The sequence below is a fragment of the Oceanihabitans sediminis genome, assembly GCF_003337215.1.
GTDB lineage: Bacteria > Bacteroidota > Bacteroidia > Flavobacteriales > Flavobacteriaceae > Oceanihabitans > Oceanihabitans sediminis.
This window is the reverse complement of the sequence record NZ_QPIG01000002.1, coordinates 198,861-213,945: the sequence shown is the minus strand read 5'-3', so window position 1 is coordinate 213,945 and position 15,085 is coordinate 198,861. Positions and strand designations below refer to the sequence as shown.

21 protein-coding genes are annotated in these 15,085 nt (G+C 31.4%); 11 read left to right on the top strand and 10 right to left on the bottom strand.

The annotated features are described in order from the left end of the window. Nucleotides 1-11: 11 nt before the first annotated feature. The 7 genes from DU428_RS06745 (at nt 12) to DU428_RS06720 (ending at nt 5,025) form a co-directional block, all read left to right on the top strand. A complete protein-coding gene (locus DU428_RS06745) occupies nt 12-1,037 on the top strand; it encodes a helix-turn-helix transcriptional regulator (protein ID WP_113966081.1) in 1,026 nt (341 codons plus the stop codon). A 210-nt stretch (nt 1,038-1,247) separates the two neighbouring features. Further along, nucleotides 1,248-1,406 carry a hypothetical protein gene (locus tag DU428_RS13390; protein ID WP_165839149.1) on the top strand — a complete coding sequence of 53 codons (159 nt, stop codon included), beginning with the start codon at nt 1,248-1,250 and terminating at the stop codon, nt 1,404-1,406. A gap of 134 nt (nt 1,407-1,540) precedes the next feature. Next, nucleotides 1,541-1,750 carry a DUF6140 family protein gene (locus DU428_RS06740; RefSeq protein ID WP_113966082.1) on the top strand — a complete coding sequence of 70 codons (210 nt, stop codon included), beginning with the start codon at nt 1,541-1,543 and terminating at the stop codon, nt 1,748-1,750. 96 nt (nt 1,751-1,846) lie between these two features. Further along, entirely contained in the window at nt 1,847-3,622 is a 1,776-nt protein-coding gene (locus DU428_RS06735) for a hypothetical protein (RefSeq protein WP_113966083.1), read from the top strand. After that, complete coding sequence (locus DU428_RS06730; RefSeq protein ID WP_113966084.1) at nt 3,619-4,242, top strand: hypothetical protein; 624 nt, start codon at nt 3,619-3,621, stop codon at nt 4,240-4,242. Before DU428_RS06735 ends, DU428_RS06730 begins: the two co-directional genes overlap by 4 nt. A 4-nt stretch (nt 4,243-4,246) precedes the next feature. Beyond that, nucleotides 4,247-4,561, top strand: a complete 315-nt coding sequence (locus DU428_RS06725) for a hypothetical protein (RefSeq protein WP_113966085.1) — start codon at nt 4,247-4,249, stop codon at nt 4,559-4,561. 92 nt (nt 4,562-4,653) lie between these two features. Next, entirely contained in the window at nt 4,654-5,025 is a 372-nt protein-coding gene (locus DU428_RS06720; protein ID WP_207802363.1) for a hypothetical protein, read from the top strand. Between the two features lie 92 nt (nt 5,026-5,117). Here DU428_RS06720 and DU428_RS13385 read toward each other — a convergent pair whose 3' ends face one another. Next, the gene (locus DU428_RS13385; protein ID WP_165839148.1) at nt 5,118-5,270 is read right to left on the bottom strand and encodes a hypothetical protein; all 153 of its coding nucleotides are present in this window, start codon (nt 5,268-5,270) and stop codon (nt 5,118-5,120) included. A gap of 76 nt (nt 5,271-5,346) precedes the next feature. Here DU428_RS13385 and DU428_RS06715 point away from each other — a divergent pair, with 76 nt between their 5' ends. Further along, nucleotides 5,347-6,252: a helix-turn-helix transcriptional regulator gene (locus DU428_RS06715; protein ID WP_113966087.1), complete on the top strand. Its 906-nt coding sequence runs from the start codon at nt 5,347-5,349 to the stop codon at nt 6,250-6,252. A gap of 63 nt (nt 6,253-6,315) precedes the next feature. Here the strand turns inward: DU428_RS06715 and DU428_RS06710 are convergent, their stop codons facing one another. Together DU428_RS06710 and DU428_RS06705 are read right to left on the bottom strand one after the other, a co-directional pair. Then, complete coding sequence (locus tag DU428_RS06710; protein WP_072349260.1) at nt 6,316-6,873, bottom strand: NUDIX hydrolase; 558 nt, start codon at nt 6,871-6,873, stop codon at nt 6,316-6,318. Nucleotides 6,874-6,932: 59 nt separating this feature from the next. Then, nucleotides 6,933-8,021 carry a M42 family metallopeptidase gene (locus DU428_RS06705; RefSeq protein ID WP_072349258.1) on the bottom strand — a complete coding sequence of 363 codons (1,089 nt, stop codon included), beginning with the start codon at nt 8,019-8,021 and terminating at the stop codon, nt 6,933-6,935. A 167-nt stretch (nt 8,022-8,188) separates the two neighbouring features. Here DU428_RS06705 and DU428_RS06700 point away from each other — a divergent pair, with 167 nt between their 5' ends. Further along, a complete protein-coding gene (locus DU428_RS06700) occupies nt 8,189-8,860 on the top strand; it encodes a DUF4294 domain-containing protein (RefSeq protein ID WP_113966088.1) in 672 nt (223 codons plus the stop codon). 6 nt (nt 8,861-8,866) lie between these two features. After that, complete coding sequence (gene trhA, locus DU428_RS06695) at nt 8,867-9,493, top strand: PAQR family membrane homeostasis protein TrhA (protein ID WP_072349254.1); 627 nt, start codon at nt 8,867-8,869, stop codon at nt 9,491-9,493. Between the two features lie 73 nt (nt 9,494-9,566). On the opposite strand, the gene DU428_RS06690 is transcribed toward trhA, so the two are convergent. From DU428_RS06690 to DU428_RS06670, 5 genes are all read right to left on the bottom strand, one after another. After that, nucleotides 9,567-10,133 carry a hypothetical protein gene (locus tag DU428_RS06690; RefSeq protein WP_113966089.1) on the bottom strand — a complete coding sequence of 189 codons (567 nt, stop codon included), beginning with the start codon at nt 10,131-10,133 and terminating at the stop codon, nt 9,567-9,569. Between the two features lie 90 nt (nt 10,134-10,223). Next, nucleotides 10,224-10,646, bottom strand: a complete 423-nt coding sequence (locus DU428_RS06685; RefSeq protein WP_072349250.1) for a PH domain-containing protein — start codon at nt 10,644-10,646, stop codon at nt 10,224-10,226. A gap of 20 nt (nt 10,647-10,666) precedes the next feature. Further along, complete coding sequence (locus tag DU428_RS06680) at nt 10,667-11,095, bottom strand: DUF4268 domain-containing protein (protein WP_072349248.1); 429 nt, start codon at nt 11,093-11,095, stop codon at nt 10,667-10,669. A gap of 20 nt (nt 11,096-11,115) precedes the next feature. Continuing rightward, nucleotides 11,116-11,787, bottom strand: coding sequence for a ZIP family metal transporter (locus tag DU428_RS06675; protein ID WP_113966090.1), 672 nt, complete (start codon nt 11,785-11,787; stop codon nt 11,116-11,118). A gap of 45 nt (nt 11,788-11,832) precedes the next feature. Continuing rightward, nucleotides 11,833-12,564: a class I SAM-dependent methyltransferase gene (locus DU428_RS06670; RefSeq protein ID WP_113966091.1), complete on the bottom strand. Its 732-nt coding sequence runs from the start codon at nt 12,562-12,564 to the stop codon at nt 11,833-11,835. A gap of 58 nt (nt 12,565-12,622) precedes the next feature. Between DU428_RS06670 and DU428_RS06665 the strand changes: the two genes are divergently transcribed. Continuing rightward, a complete protein-coding gene (locus tag DU428_RS06665) occupies nt 12,623-13,789 on the top strand; it encodes a THUMP domain-containing class I SAM-dependent RNA methyltransferase (RefSeq protein WP_113966092.1) in 1,167 nt (388 codons plus the stop codon). Nucleotides 13,790-13,829: 40 nt separating this feature from the next. Here the strand turns inward: DU428_RS06665 and DU428_RS06660 are convergent, their stop codons facing one another. Both DU428_RS06660 and DU428_RS06655 read right to left on the bottom strand, forming a co-directional pair. Then, nucleotides 13,830-14,555 carry a DUF6048 family protein gene (locus DU428_RS06660; RefSeq protein WP_243633458.1) on the bottom strand — a complete coding sequence of 242 codons (726 nt, stop codon included), beginning with the start codon at nt 14,553-14,555 and terminating at the stop codon, nt 13,830-13,832. Then, nucleotides 14,527-15,066: a DUF6452 family protein gene (locus tag DU428_RS06655; RefSeq protein WP_113966094.1), complete on the bottom strand. Its 540-nt coding sequence runs from the start codon at nt 15,064-15,066 to the stop codon at nt 14,527-14,529. Before DU428_RS06655 ends, DU428_RS06660 begins: the two co-directional genes overlap by 29 nt. Nucleotides 15,067-15,085 lie beyond the last annotated feature (19 nt).

Sequence of the window (15,085 nt, the reverse complement as noted above, 5' to 3'; positions counted from 1 at the left end):
AATCCTTTTAGATGTTTGAAAGATTATTATTACTTTCGTTTTTTTTCAAGCATACTATGACTCCAGAGTTTCTTCGTCGTTACTATATATTACGAATTGTTTCTAATCCAAAAGTTTATGGAATAGAAAAAAACGGATATGTTCCTTTAGAAGATTTACAAAGAGCTTTAGATCAATTACGAGCAGATAATATTGATGATCCGCTTTATGAAAAGTTAAATCAGTTTTCTCAAAAAACGATTAAGCGAGATTTAAACAAGATAAAATCGTACTATAAAACGGTTATTTTACATAAGCGTAATTATGGCTATCATCTAGAGGAATACGAATTAAGTGATGCTTTAAAAGAGGTGTATGAAAAAACAGAACTGTACTTATTACAGCATCATGCACATTCCTGGAAAGAACATGTTACTACTGCTAGAAGTTCTTTAAGTCCGAACGTAGATTTAGTACCCTTAATTCAAGCCATAGAACAACAGATTTTGGTAGAAATATCTTATAGTGGATGGTATGATGATAATGGTTTTGAAACCATTGAAGGTTTTTTTCAACCATTACACATTAAGGAAGTAAATAAAGCATGGTATTTAATAGCTCATAATACCAAGTACGGAATTTATGAGTTTTGTTTAGATAAACGTATTAAATCCTTGACTGTTAGTAAGCATAAAGCTAAAAAGCCAATTGCTTTCCATCCTAAAACACATTTTAAAAATGTAATAGGGATATTAAAAGCGAACATAAAACCAGAGTGGATTCATATTCAAGTTGCAAACCACCACTTCAAGTATTTGGAGAGTAATCCAATGCACCATTCTCAGCAGGTTGTTGTTCAGCCTAAACAATTAGACACAGAGTCTTTAGACTATGACAACCCCGATATATGGGGAGAGATAAAGATTTTTGTAGAACCTAATTATGAGTTTTTAATGGAGGTTTTGAAATATAATCTTTGGGTCAAGGTTGTGAGCCCTCTCCATATTAAAGATTATGTAAAAGAACATATAGAAAGTATGCTAGCTTATTATAATTAATGTAAATCTTTCCCTTAGATAATAGTATACTACTATAAGCCCATTTTATTTCTTCAAATTTAAATTCCCGCTATTTGGGAATACTACCTTTTATATTTGCATTATTGTTATAATAAATATTTTAACAGATTTTTAAACGGACACATTTTGTCTCTTTGATGTGTAGATTTGAACTTTATAAAGTAAAAGTCCCAAAAATTAATTAAACCTATGGCTACCTATAAGTGTGAAAAATGCGGTATTCAAAAAAACGATACGCTCTCCTCACAATTAAATACCAGTACCACTTGTAACGTTTCTGAAAACGATTCGGAGTTAAGTTTCCATAAATGGAAAATGATTTCGGAAGAGGATTTGGTGTGTGGTTAATTTTTATTGACATTCGATTAATAATAAATAGAAAAGAATTAAGGCAGATATTTTAACTGAAATTATCGAGTTTAACTTAATTACGATAAAATATTTTTATATATAAACTAAATAAAACTAAATAAGAGAAAATTATGGCAACATTTGAAATTAAAACTAAACGATCAATGAATGTTCAAGGAGAATATGTAGACGCGGGGTTATCTGTACAGGTAAGTAGTATGTGGTCAAACCCATTTGATGAGGTTGATAAAATTCATAAGGCATTTATTAGAGTTCACGGTATAGATTTAAAACCAGAGGGATATTTGAACTTAGGATATCTAGATTATAGAGAAGTATAATATTAATGAATATTTGTCAATACAGTAAGACCGTTTCTGGGGTTAAATGATTCTTGGTTAAATAAAACTGTTTGACAACTAAATAATCTAAAACCTATGAATGAATTTGAAGTAACAACAAGATTTTCTAACAATTATTCTAATGAAGAAATAGCTGCATCAATAGGGAAAATCGCAAGAGAAAATTTTGCTAACAAGCATCCAATAACTAATGAGCCATTAAGAATTTCAAGGCGAGAATTAGTAAGCATACTAAACAGAAAACATGAAAACCTGAATTTAGCCGACTCTATTGAATTTAATCAATTAGTAAGGTTAAGTTATGAAATGAGCATAGGGATAGTTCAAGAAGCTATAGTAAAGACAATTAAAGCGAATATTGGAAATGATTCCGTATACAATCCTCATCGTTTATATCCATCAAATCATGTTTCTCAGTTTTCTGAAAATGAAAATAGTATTTTAACGACTAAAGTTAATTTACTGAAAGCAAATTCTACAGAGATAGACAGTAAAAACGCTAAGTCTAAAATAGAAACTACACTGGTTAAAACCCAAAACCTAGAATTTAAAAAAGTGTTTCTAGGTATAGGTAATGCTGATAATGCTAAAAAATATGCTCAAGATGTATTGTCTGGATATGAAATGATGATATGGGAATATGACAAAATAAAAAACGTTATACTGAACCTAGCAAATGATTTCCATATTCTACGTAACGAACTAAAAAGCGAAAGAGAAGACGTTATTCAGTTATTGATTGACTTATTAGGAAGCCGTGCAAAACAACAATATCCTGAATTATTTGATTTTACTCAAATTGAGTGGTTGGATTTTGAAAATTCTTGGGAAGAATTAAATTTAAGTTATAACAAAATTAATGAAGAACATCAAGAGTTTTTAGATGCTGCAGATAGAGCTTTAAATAATTTTGGGAACTCCATCGCTAGTGAATCTAGTGAGGTATGGAAAAAATTAAGTTCAACTTCAAGAAAAAGGGACTTGAATAAAGGAGACCTTATTGGAGCAGGAGTTCAAGTAGCAATTGCAGCTGGAACAGCAGCGATTTTAGGAGGTATCGAAACAAGAAATAAATCGAAAGAGGTTGTAGCAACTATTAAACGAGATGTAGAGATTCTTAAGTTAAAAATGACCGAAGATAATGAACGTATTGTTGCAGATATTTTTCGATTGGGTAAAGTTTATTCTAAACTAACTGATTCTCTACTGCCCAATTACCAAAGCTTTATTGAAGGAAATTCGAAAACAATAGTATCTGACTTAAAGCCATTTTATGATAGAATTATGCAAAATCCCATTATAAATGGAGCTAAAACTGAAAATAACGAGCTATTTGAAAGAAAAAGGTTTTTAGAACAAAAAATTATAGATTTTAAAAGCAATATAGAATATTCTAAAGAAGAAGAAATACGACTTGGGGAGATTTTAGATTTTAAAAAAGAAGAATATGAGTTGGTCAGTTCTTTAAAGCCTAAAAAACCGTTCATATTAATAGATATATTGACCTTCGGAAGGTCAGGTAAAATATATAATGAAACTTTTCAACAATGGAGTACTTACTGTAAGCCAGTAGTAGAAGACTATCACTATTTACAAGGTCTACAAAAAGAAGAGGCCCCTCGTCGCGAATCGATAAATAATGAAATTTTAAAGTGTGAAAATGAGCTAAATTCAATTAACCAGAAAATTAGTTCAAATTCTGAAGTGATTAAATCAGAATATGAAAAATCTCCTTTTACAGATGAAGAAATGATTAAACTTTTAACAGTCGTTAAAAAAATTATTAATGCTAGTAGAGGAGTTTTAGAGGTAGAACTAGAAAGTGATTTACAGAAAAAAGCGGTGGTATGAATATAACAAATAAAGAACTTAATAAGGTTGGTGAAGAGATTAAAATAGTTGTGAAAGACTTACAAACTAGAGCTGAATTATCAAAAAGTGTTATTTCTGCTTATACAGATTTTGAAACAGAATTTGAAAATGGTAAACTTCATAACGTGTCTTCTAAACTAGAAAATGTATTTAATGTATATTTAAACGAAGATCCAAATGCAGAAGCTAAAATAATATCAAAGATAGAAACATATTTGTCAGGATTGCCTTTACCTAAAGGTATGGATTCAGATAAAGCAAATAAATTTAAAAAGGATTTAGCAAAAATAGGTTTAGAGACATTGCGAGTAGAGCTAAAAGTGTTTAATATCAATCAAGAAACTAAAGCACTTAAAAAGCATAATCAGTTAAATATTGATCAATTAGCAGAGAAAATTTTAAATTATGCTGAAGATTTAAAAAGGAATATTGAATTAAATAAGGCAAATCATAAAGAAGTAAATGAAGCCTTGTCTGATAATAGTCTTGATGGACTAAGTAAAGCTGCAAAATTAATAAACCCCAATGCCAAAAACTACAATGATAGTCTAGAACAAGAAATTGATGACTTTCTTAATGGTGGCGACTTGATATTATAAAATTATGGATAAAGAAAATTTTGGATTAACAATGAAAGCTGCATGGAAAGGCTATTTATTAGGGAAAGATAAAACGAATTATAGAAATTATGAGAAAGTCCATCATAGTTTTGAGGATTTAAGGCTTCGTCTTTATAAGTATAATTATTATTTGTTTGTGGTTTTAATTTTTGGAGGTTTTTTCATACCAGAAAGTTTTTTATTTCTAATCTTTACTTTCGTTTGGTATAAGCCGATTTGTCATGCATTACATTTAAAAAACCGTGTAAAACGTTATAATATAGAATTGTTTAAACAGATTAGAGGATTTGATGATTAACATCAATTATTCAAATATTAAAGAAAATTAATCCAACCCGCCCATATCACCGCACAGAAATAGAGTTACTCTTCACCAAAGTCAAAGCACAAATGCATCAAGAAGCTTTGGTGAGGGGTGGTGATGGCGTAGCACTCTATACAGACTGTTATACCGGAGAAACCTTACGTGGAGGTGATAGATATGATTATGAGCATATACGCTCCTCTGAAGAGGTGTTTATGACCTATCGAGATCAATTAAGCAATGCTGAAATAGCAGAAGTGGTAAACTGCCCCGAAAATGTTGCAGTCACTTTACGAACAATCAACCAGTCCAAAGGTAAAATGAGAATGGAAAATTGGCTAGCTAATCCTTGTAATGTTTTAAATTATAATATTAATGAAACATTAACGAAAAACGCACTTGTTAATGCAGATAAAGGCATTCAAAAAAAGGTTAAAGAAATAATGTCAAGGAGGTAGTCCTTTCCAAAAACTATAAAAAAACCAGAGTGAGAGCTCTGGTTTTTTTAGTTTTATTTTCTTCAAGTTTTATGTTAACTATTTAAAGAACGTTATAAACCTGCAACCGCTAAAGTACATCCAACAGTAAGTAATGTTACCGTTATTTTGTCTTCTCCAGAGATATCTGATATTTCTTTTGAAGTGGTCATACTACTTTGTAATAAACGACTTAACTGGTCCAATTGTGATTTCTGTAAATCCATAATACATTGTTTTTATTGTTCAAAACAAAGTTATTTACTAACTTTCCCGAATAGTGGGAAATTAAAAAATATAATTATGAGTAAAGATATTAGAAGATATTTAGTGTTTTTAGAGTTACTAGAAAAAGCGGAAGGTTTAGTAACTTCCGCACAACTTGAATCGGAATTAAAGAAAAAGGGACTTAGTTTTTCATCCTCCTCCCTAAATAGAGATTATAAGTTTTTAGTTGACATTGGTTTTAAAATTCACAACGTTAAAACAAAAGGCTATAAATTAGATATAGAAGATTCAGAAGCCTTTACCATGTTAACTAATCTATTTAAACGTATTGCTTTTTCCAATATTTTAAATAAAACTATCACATTAGAAAAGGACACACATAAATACCTGTCTCTTGATGATACTAGTTTAGTTAAAAACTTTAGCTACTTCGATATAATTCTAGACGCTATAAAATTTAAAAAAGAAATTCGTTTCCATCATAGCAGTTTCTACCATATAGAAAGAGAAGCTCCTAAGGTACATACTGTAAAACCGCATTTACTAAAAGAATATCAGAATAGGTGGTATGTAGTAGGGGAGGTTGATAATGAATTTAGGGTTTATGGTTTAGATAGAATAGATAATTTAGAAGTACTAAACAACAAACCTTTTAAAAATAAAACGGAACAAGCAAATGAAAAGTTCTACCATACCGTTGGTCTAAACTTTAGCGATTATGAGCCTACCAAAATAGTTTTGCGTTTTGATATTAGTCAGAAACGATATTTAGAATCTCTAAAGTTGCATCACACACAAAAAGAAGATTTAGATAATAGTATAGATGGTTTTTATACCATTAGTTTATTTGTAAGCTATAATTTTGAATTAAAACAACAAATCTTAAAATACGGAAAATTTGTGGAAGTCCTAGAGCCTGAGTTTGTTAGACAGGATATTAAACAAGAACTTCAACAAGCAAATAATTTATATCAAAAATAAATATAACATTTTTTCAAACAGACACATTTTGTCCATCTTGCAAGTATTTTCGCAGTGTTAAAATCAGCAAGAAAGTTTTTTATAAACTTCTTTGATAACCAACTCGTAATAATCACGGTTTGAAGCCACAAAATAAGAATTGGTATAGCTATTGGCCAAGAGGGGCTTATAGGCTTCAACTGTGACTAGCTCTAAGGCCTCAACCTCACCAGGTTGGGGTTTTAAGTTTTCTATAGGTACCTTTAATTCTGCTAGAAAGGTATGATGAAACTCATTATCTACCATACCGTTTGGGTAAGACTGGAAACATTCGAATACACCAATTTTATATAAATCTTTTTCCGTAATAGTCAATCCTATTTCTTCTTTTGTTTCTCGTATTGCTGCTTCTTCTACTGTTTCACCTGCATCTACATGACCAGCAACCGATACATCCCATAATAATGGATAAATAGCTTTTGTGGCTGCTCTTTGTGCCAAAAGCACTTCTCCCTTTGAAGTATAAAACCAAACATGTGCCGTATTATGATAATAACCTTTACGGTGTATTTCAGATTTTAAAGCTGTTTTACCGGTAGGTTTTCCTTCCTTTGTTACAATATCTATAAGTTCTTCTTCCATAGTAAAAGAGCCTCTAAAAAGAGGCTCTGTAATTATTTGTTTGTATATCGGTTTACGAATTATTTAAAATAGGAGAATGTTTCGCCTTCTTCAATTTTAAGTAATGTTTCGTAAATCATTTTAATAACATTTTCTACATCGTCTCTATGCACCATTTCTACAGTGGTATGCATGTAACGTAAAGGTAATGAAATTAACGCAGAAGCTACACCACCATTGCTATATGCAAAAGCATCTGTATCTGTTCCCGTTGCTCTAGATAAGGCAGATCGTTGAAACGGAATTTTCTTTTCCTCTGCAGTTTCTGTGATTAAATCACGTAATTTTTGTTGTACTGCTGGTGCGTATGCAATAACAGGACCTTTACCTAACTCTAAATGACCTTCTTTCTTTTTGTCGATCATTGGAGTAGTGGTATCATGCGTTACATCTGTTACAATTGCAACATTAGGTTTGATGGTTTGCGTAATCATTTCGGCACCACGTAAGCCAATTTCCTCTTGTACAGAGTTGGTAATATATAACCCAAAAGGAAGTTCCTTTTTATTTTCCTTAAGTAAGCGCGCTACTTCTGCAATCATAAATCCTCCCATTCTGTTATCTAATGCGCGACAAACAAATTTGTCTTCGTTTAGAATATGGAACTCATCTGGGTAAGTGATTACACAACCAACATGCACACCAAGTTTTTCAACTTCTTCTTTTGTGGTGCATCCACAGTCAATAAAAATATTATCTGGTTTTGGCGCTTCTTCTTTAGCCTTATTTCTTGTATGAATTGCTGGCCATCCAAAAACACCTTTTACGATTCCGTTTTTAGTATGAATATTTACAACCTTACTTGGTGCAATTTGGTGATCTGAACCCCCGTTTCTAATAACATAAATCAGTCCGTCATCACTAATATAGTTTACATACCACGAAATTTCGTCTGCATGTCCTTCAATAACAACTTTATACTTTGCTTCCGGATTAATAACACCAACAGCAGAACCATAAGTGTCTGTAATAAATTCATCTACATAAGGCTTTAGGTATTCCATCCAAATTTTCTGTCCTTCCCATTCATAACCAGTAGGAGATGCATTATTCAAATATTTTTCTAAAAAGTCTAGTGATTTTTTGTTGAGTATGCTCTTTTTTGCCATGTTTTAAATTTTTTACTAAAATAATAATATTAATAGGATTTTAAGAGTTTAAGCAGTGTAAATTATTAATTTTGAGATATAATTTGGAACGATTTTAGTACGAAACTTATTAAATAAAATATTTCCGTTTACCGAAGTGATTTTTGGACCATGAATGGAATGTCAAAATGAAAAAACTACTAGCTTTATTTTTACTTTTTCCTATGTTGTTTTTTGCTCAAAAGAAAGAAGTTGTGCAGGATTCAACCGACTATGATTATATTATCATTGAAGGAGATTCTATTGCAAGATCTTCTATAGATTTAGAAGAAGTGATGCTATTGAATAAACTTTCTTTTGAAAGCTACGCAGAAAATAAAGAGTACCTAATATTAAGGCGAAAAACCATCAAAGTGTACCCTTATGCGAAATTAGCTGCAGAGCGACTACAGACCATGCAAGAGCGAATGGATGCTATTCAACGTAAAAGCTTAAAACGAAAATACGCTAGACGGGTTCAAAGATATATTGAAGAAGAATTTTCAGATGAATTAAAAAAATTAACAAGAACCGAAGGGCAAATACTAGTAAAACTAATTCATAGACAAACAGGAACAACTACTTTTGATTTAATAAAAGAGTTACGAAGCGGCTGGAGAGCCTTTTGGTTTAACAGTACCGCGAGCTTGTTTAATATTTCTTTAAAAAGAGAATTCGACCCAGAAAATGTAAAAGAAGATTATTATATAGAAGATATTTTACAACGTAATTTTCAAAATGGTGTTTTAGAACCTCAAGAACCTGCTGTATATTTCAATTTTTATGAATTAACAGATAAATGGTCCTCAACAAAAAACTAATAACTAATGCGAGTTCAAACAGCTTTTGAAGAAAAACTAAATGCTATATCGCATGGTATAGGTTCTGTTTTAGGGGTTGCCGGCTTATTTTTGCTAATCTATTTTAATAGCAATAAGACAGAATGGAGCCAATTTAGTGTTATTGTTTATGGTATTTCTATACTCATTTTATTTACAGCTTCTACCTTGTATCATTGGGTACAAAATGAAAAAAGAAAACACTATTTTAGAATCATAGACCATATTAGTATCTACCTGTTAATTGCAGGAACTTACACGCCTGTTCTGCTTATCACTTTACGGGATAGTTTTGGTTGGGAACTCTTTTGGATAGTTTGGGGAATAGCAGCTTTTGGTGTGATTTTAAAAGTATTCTTCACAGGGAAGTTTGAAGCTTTTTCAGTGATATTATACCTCGTTATGGGTTGGTTGATAGTTTTTGACTTTAGTGAACTTAACGAGTTATTGGATAGTAACGGAATTTTACTGCTATTTGCTGGTGGATTGGCTTATACGGGAGGGATTATTTTTTATGCAAATGATAAAATTCCATACAACCACGTAATCTGGCATTTCTTTGTTTTGGCAGGTGCTATTTTTCATTTTTTTATGGTATTCTTCTATATCATCTAAAAGGTGAAAATAAAAAATACCCTTAAGAATTTCTTAAGGGTAGATTATTATTTGGATATATTTTATTTAGAATTTACTCTTCCGTTCCCCAAGGAGCGCTAGGTGTTTCAATTTCATTGGTTAAATCAAAACGAACAGAAAAAACTCGTTCACTTCCTATACGGCGTAGGTTATATGTGAAGTTTTTTTCATCTATAGTAAACCACCAAAGGTTGGTTGAAGCAGCAGGTATTAGGTTAGAAGTATGCGGATCTGCTGGAAACATTTGCAAGTTAGCCAAACCTACGTTTGAATTTGTTCCACCGTATTGGGTGATTTCTTCTTCAGAACCATCTTCGTGACGGTGATCATGTTTTAAACTTATGATTTTTTCCTCATTTAAGTGTAAAACCCAAGTACGTGATTTATCTTCTCCTACAAAAAACGGAATTCGAATATCATTAGTGTCACAGGCACGTACGTGCATTACTAATTTCTTTCCTGTAAAGCCATCTCCTGCAACGCCACCAGCTGTGATTTCACCTTCATAAGCTTTGCCACAATGTGCTTGAAGTTGTTCCCAGAATTTTTCAGAACTTGTCTGTTCTTGTGAAAAAAAAGTAAAAGGCAATAATAGTATTATACAAAGTAATGTTTTCATATATTAAGTTTTTAAAATTGTATGTTTATAAAGGAGCTAAACATACAAAAAATAAGATATACTTCAACTGAAAAGGCAATCCTGTAGCAATTAAGCTATTATTTTAATATTCGGATTTATTTTAAGTATGTCTGCAATTAATTCCTCGTTATCTTTAGGAGCAATATAAATTTCATCATACTTACTGTGTTTAATGATTAAACCTTTTGTAGTTAGAGCTGGTTTCAAGCCTACCCACATGGTTTTTCCTTTGGTTATATCAACTATAGAAGAAATATCTATACTTCCTTTTAAAAAAGCAGATCGATATTTTAGTACACCTTTATCTATTGTATAAGAAGTGTCTACATATACCCATAGGAATAATGCTAATGGAAGAATTAATGGGATGATGGTGAAAGGTTTTTCAATGAAAATATTTCTATCTAAAAGAAAAACTATTAAAGGCAATAACAGAAATCCTATTATTAAATATAGGACAAACCCTTTTTTATTGGCTTTATACGTTTTCATACACATCGAAAGTATTAAAATTAACCTTTTATAATATCTTTATATTCTTCGAAAAAAGCTTCAAATAACTGCATGTTCGTATTAAAGAAAACCATTACTTCCTGCCAGGTGTTTTTATTATGAATAGAAACCTTTTGCTCTAATGGAATATAAATCCTAGAAATTTCCTTTCCGTTTTCAAGAAAATACGTTTCTTCAAAAATAGCTTCAGGTAAATAATCGTTGTGTAAAATAGATTTTAAAGATTCAAGCTTTTCCCAATAGGTTATTCTGTTTTCAAGATCATCTTCAATATCTAAAGCAACTAAAGCTTTTTTTGTGTCAAAATGAAATTTGAAGCTAAAGCCTTTCATTTTGGTATTGTATAAAATCCATTTTCTAGGAAATGACTTCCCGAAGCTGGTCCAAAATTCTTGTTTAAGTCGTCTAGATTCTTCTTTACTGAACATAGTGTTATTCTAAGTTTTTTCTATACAAAATAAGCAATAGCAATAGCAACAACTATAGTTAATAGTTTGGTTATGTTGAATTTATGGTCTTCATTACTTTCAAATAAAATAGTAGTTGAAATATGTAAAAAGATACCAATTACAATTGCTGAAATTTCATAATAATAGTTTTGTATACTCTGAAAATTCTCTGATAATAAAACGCCAAAAGGTGTCATTAAAGCAAACAGAATTAAGAAAAACGCAATTTTAGCTTTAGGTAATTTTGAAGCAAAAAAGAAGGTGCATAATATGATTGCCACAGGTAACTTATGAATGATGATTCCTAAAAGTAAACTTGTGTGATTATGTATAGGTATTCCTTCTAAAACACTGTGAATACTTAAACTTATAAATAATAACCATGGGAATTCAGTAGCGTTTTTATCTAAGTGAATATGACCATGTTCTGCACCTTTAGAGAAAAATTCTAATACAATTTGTAGTAGAATACCAATCATAATAAACAATCCTACAGATTTGCCTTTATGTTCGTATACTTCCGGTAAAAAGTTAAATACGGTTATAGATAGGAGGAAAGCACCACTAAATGCTAGTAGTAGTTTTAGGTTTTTTCTTTGTGATGGTTTTAAGACCATTACAATTGCATAACCTAAAAATACACTTAGAATTGGAAGTATTATATTTTGCATAAAAATTTAATAGCTGAATAATTTTATGTCGATGCTAAAAAACGACTATTTAAAAATCATGATTAGACGTTCACTCTTGTTTGCATGAAACTTTCCTAATTTATAATCGCCAAAAACATCTAATAAGTACACTCCGGCTTTTTCAAAAAGTTCTTCAAATTCCGCCAGGGTAAAACCTCTTACACGTTCTTGAAAGCTATAATCTTCATCGTCTACCGAAAAAGAAATGTCTTTAATAATATAACCGTCTTGTACTCTTCTTTTTTGGTGGAAAGCAATTCCATCTACGACTTTTACATCTTCAGGAACAAGATTATCTATCACGTATTCACTATTCATAAAATCTATAACACCAAAACCGTATTCGTTTAGGTTAGATTTTATTGCTTCAATAGTTTTTAGATTATCTTCTTCATTTTTAAAGTAGCCAAAACTTGTAAAAAGGTTAAAAACTGCATCAAATTGTTGCGAGTATGGCTTACACATGTCATGTACCTCAAAATGAAGCGTTTCGTTTTCAAATTTCTTTGCGTGCGCTATACTATTTTCAGATAAATCTACACCAGTTACATCGAAACCTACAGAGTTTAAGTAAATAGAGTGTCTACCTTTACCGCAGGCAAGGTCTAATATTTTTCCACCTTCCGGAAGGTTAAGATAATTGGTTAAATTATCCATGAAGAGTTGCGCTTCGGCATAATCTCTGTCTTTATATAGAATATGGTAAAATGGTGAGTCAAACCAAGAGGCGAACCATTCTTTTTTGCTTTTTATCATGTATTGTTATATATCAGGACAAAAATAATCTATTTTTGCAATCTATTTGAAGTAAAACATGGAGAATAATTTTAAAATGCTAGCCAAAACATTATTTGGCTTTGAAGATTTATTAGCAAAGGAGTTAACGCAACTTGGCGCACAACAGGTAAAAAAAGGTGTGCGTAACGTTACTTTTGTTGGAGATAAAGGTTTTATGTATAAAGTGAATTTAGCTTTACGTACGGCAATTAAGATTTTAAAGCCAATAAAAACTTTTAGAATAGCCAATGAAGAGGATCTGTATAAACAGGTTTATAAAATGGATTGGTCGCAATACCTAAAGCCATCGGGGACTTTAGCGATTGATGCTACTGTGCATTCAACTCAATTTACACATTCTAAATACATCGCATTAAAAACCAAAGATGCTATTGTAGATAAATTTAGAGATACTGCGGGTGAAAGACCTAATATCGATTTACGTTTTCCTGATTTAAAGGTGAATGTGCATATAGATAGACAAATGTGTACGATTTCTTTAGATACTTCTGGAGAATCGCTTCACAGACGTGGATACAAATCTGCTACCAATATTGCACCAATTAACGAAGTTCTTGCAGCCGGACTGATTATGATGTCTGGTTGGGATGGACAAACAGATTTTATGGACCCAATGTGTGGATCTGGAACGATGCTAGTCGAAGCAGCTATGATTGCATGTAATATTCCGCCAAACTTAATGCGTAAAGAATTTGCTTTTGAAAGATGGCAAGATTGGGATGTAGAACTTTTTGAAAAAATTGAAGAATCTCTATTAAGTAAAACCAGAGATTTTCATCATAGACTATTAGGCTTCGATAAATCACCGAGTGCAGTAGCAAAAGCAAAAGAGAATTTAAAAAATGCCCATTTAGATGAATTTGCCACAATAAAACACGAAGATTTCTTTAAAACTCAAAAGGGAGGAAACGAAAAACTGCATATGGTTTTTAATCCGCCATACGGAGAGCGTTTAGAGAATTTAGATGTGGAAGATTTCTATAAAAATATAGGGGATACCTTAAAACAAGGCTACCCAGGAACAGAAGCTTGGTTAATTACTTCTAATTTAGAAGCTTTAAAGTTTGTTGGTTTACGCCCTTCAAGAAAAATAAAAGTATTTAACGCAAAGCTTGAAGCTCGTTTGGTTAAATATGAAATTTACGAAGGAAGCAAGAAAGCAAAGTATATGGGTAAGGAATAATATTCTTTATCCATTACTAGTTTTTATATTCTCACAATAGTTACTTCCCTTTTTTAAATAAAGGAATAAGATAAGAGATATTATAGCTGTACCCAACTCCAAACTTACTACCATCATAGGTTTTGTTATAGCCAGGAATGTATAAGTTTTCGAAATTATCTGGTTGGTCTTGACTAATTAAACTCTTTAGTTGCGCGTTTAATCCTAGATATAAGTTAGGAAGAACTTCCGCTTTAACTCCAATAATTAACTCTGCCCAAAGAGCTGTTAATCCACTAAATTTTTCTGCTTCGTTAGAAGTAAATTGTGGTTCCCAATATTGATTTTGAGTATAAACCGTATAACTATTTCTAGTTTGACTAAAAGTACTTGCTCCAACACGTAAACCTCCGTAAATCATATTGTGCATTCCGTACCAATTGGTATAAGAATTATAATCTACTCCAGCTTTAAAATACGATCCAGTAGCTGTGGCATTTATATAGTCGTTTCCTAGTGTTTTTTCTTCGGTTCCTAATTCTCCAGCAAGATATATTCGTTTTGAAAGTCGGAAGTCACCCATAATCTCAAAACCTTTATAATCATCTTCTATAGCTGTTCTTATTAGTTTACTTATATCCCCTCCAAGACGAAGTCCGTACTTTTGAACTTGTTTTAAAGAGTCTTTTTTATTCTGTTTGATACTGTTATTTTGTGCCTGTACAGATACACAAAGAAGCATCAATAAAGCGAATAACTTAATGGAAAAGATTGAAGTGTGCTTCATTTTCATCGCTAATTGGTTCGTTATCTGTAGTACTTAGTATATAATTAATCCATTTGTCGCCATCATCTTCTACCGTAATAGTTACATTTTCAAAAACGGTTTTATAACCACAAGCTTTAGAAACATATTCTAACTTCGTATTATAAGAAATGGTGATTATGTCTTCATTTCCGGTGATATAATCATCGGAAGTATCTTCAGGAGTTCCATTATTGTTTACCGCATAATCATTATGTAATCTAAACTGTGTCTGATTTTCGGTGGTTTTTAATGGTAAGTAAACCTTGTTAGAAGTAACCGCATTATAATCAGCTAAAACTTGATCATTACCAATTCCTTGTACACGAAACTTAAAAACGTTTTTAGGATTTTCAGGATTCGTACTACTGTAAAAATTTATATACAATCTTGCAGTAGTAGAGGAGTCTCCCGGACAAATATCATCCTTCTCACAGCTTGTAAGAGCTACAAAAAGAAGGAGAATAGGAATGATTATAAATGGTTTTCTCATATTTGATTTTCCGCGAAAG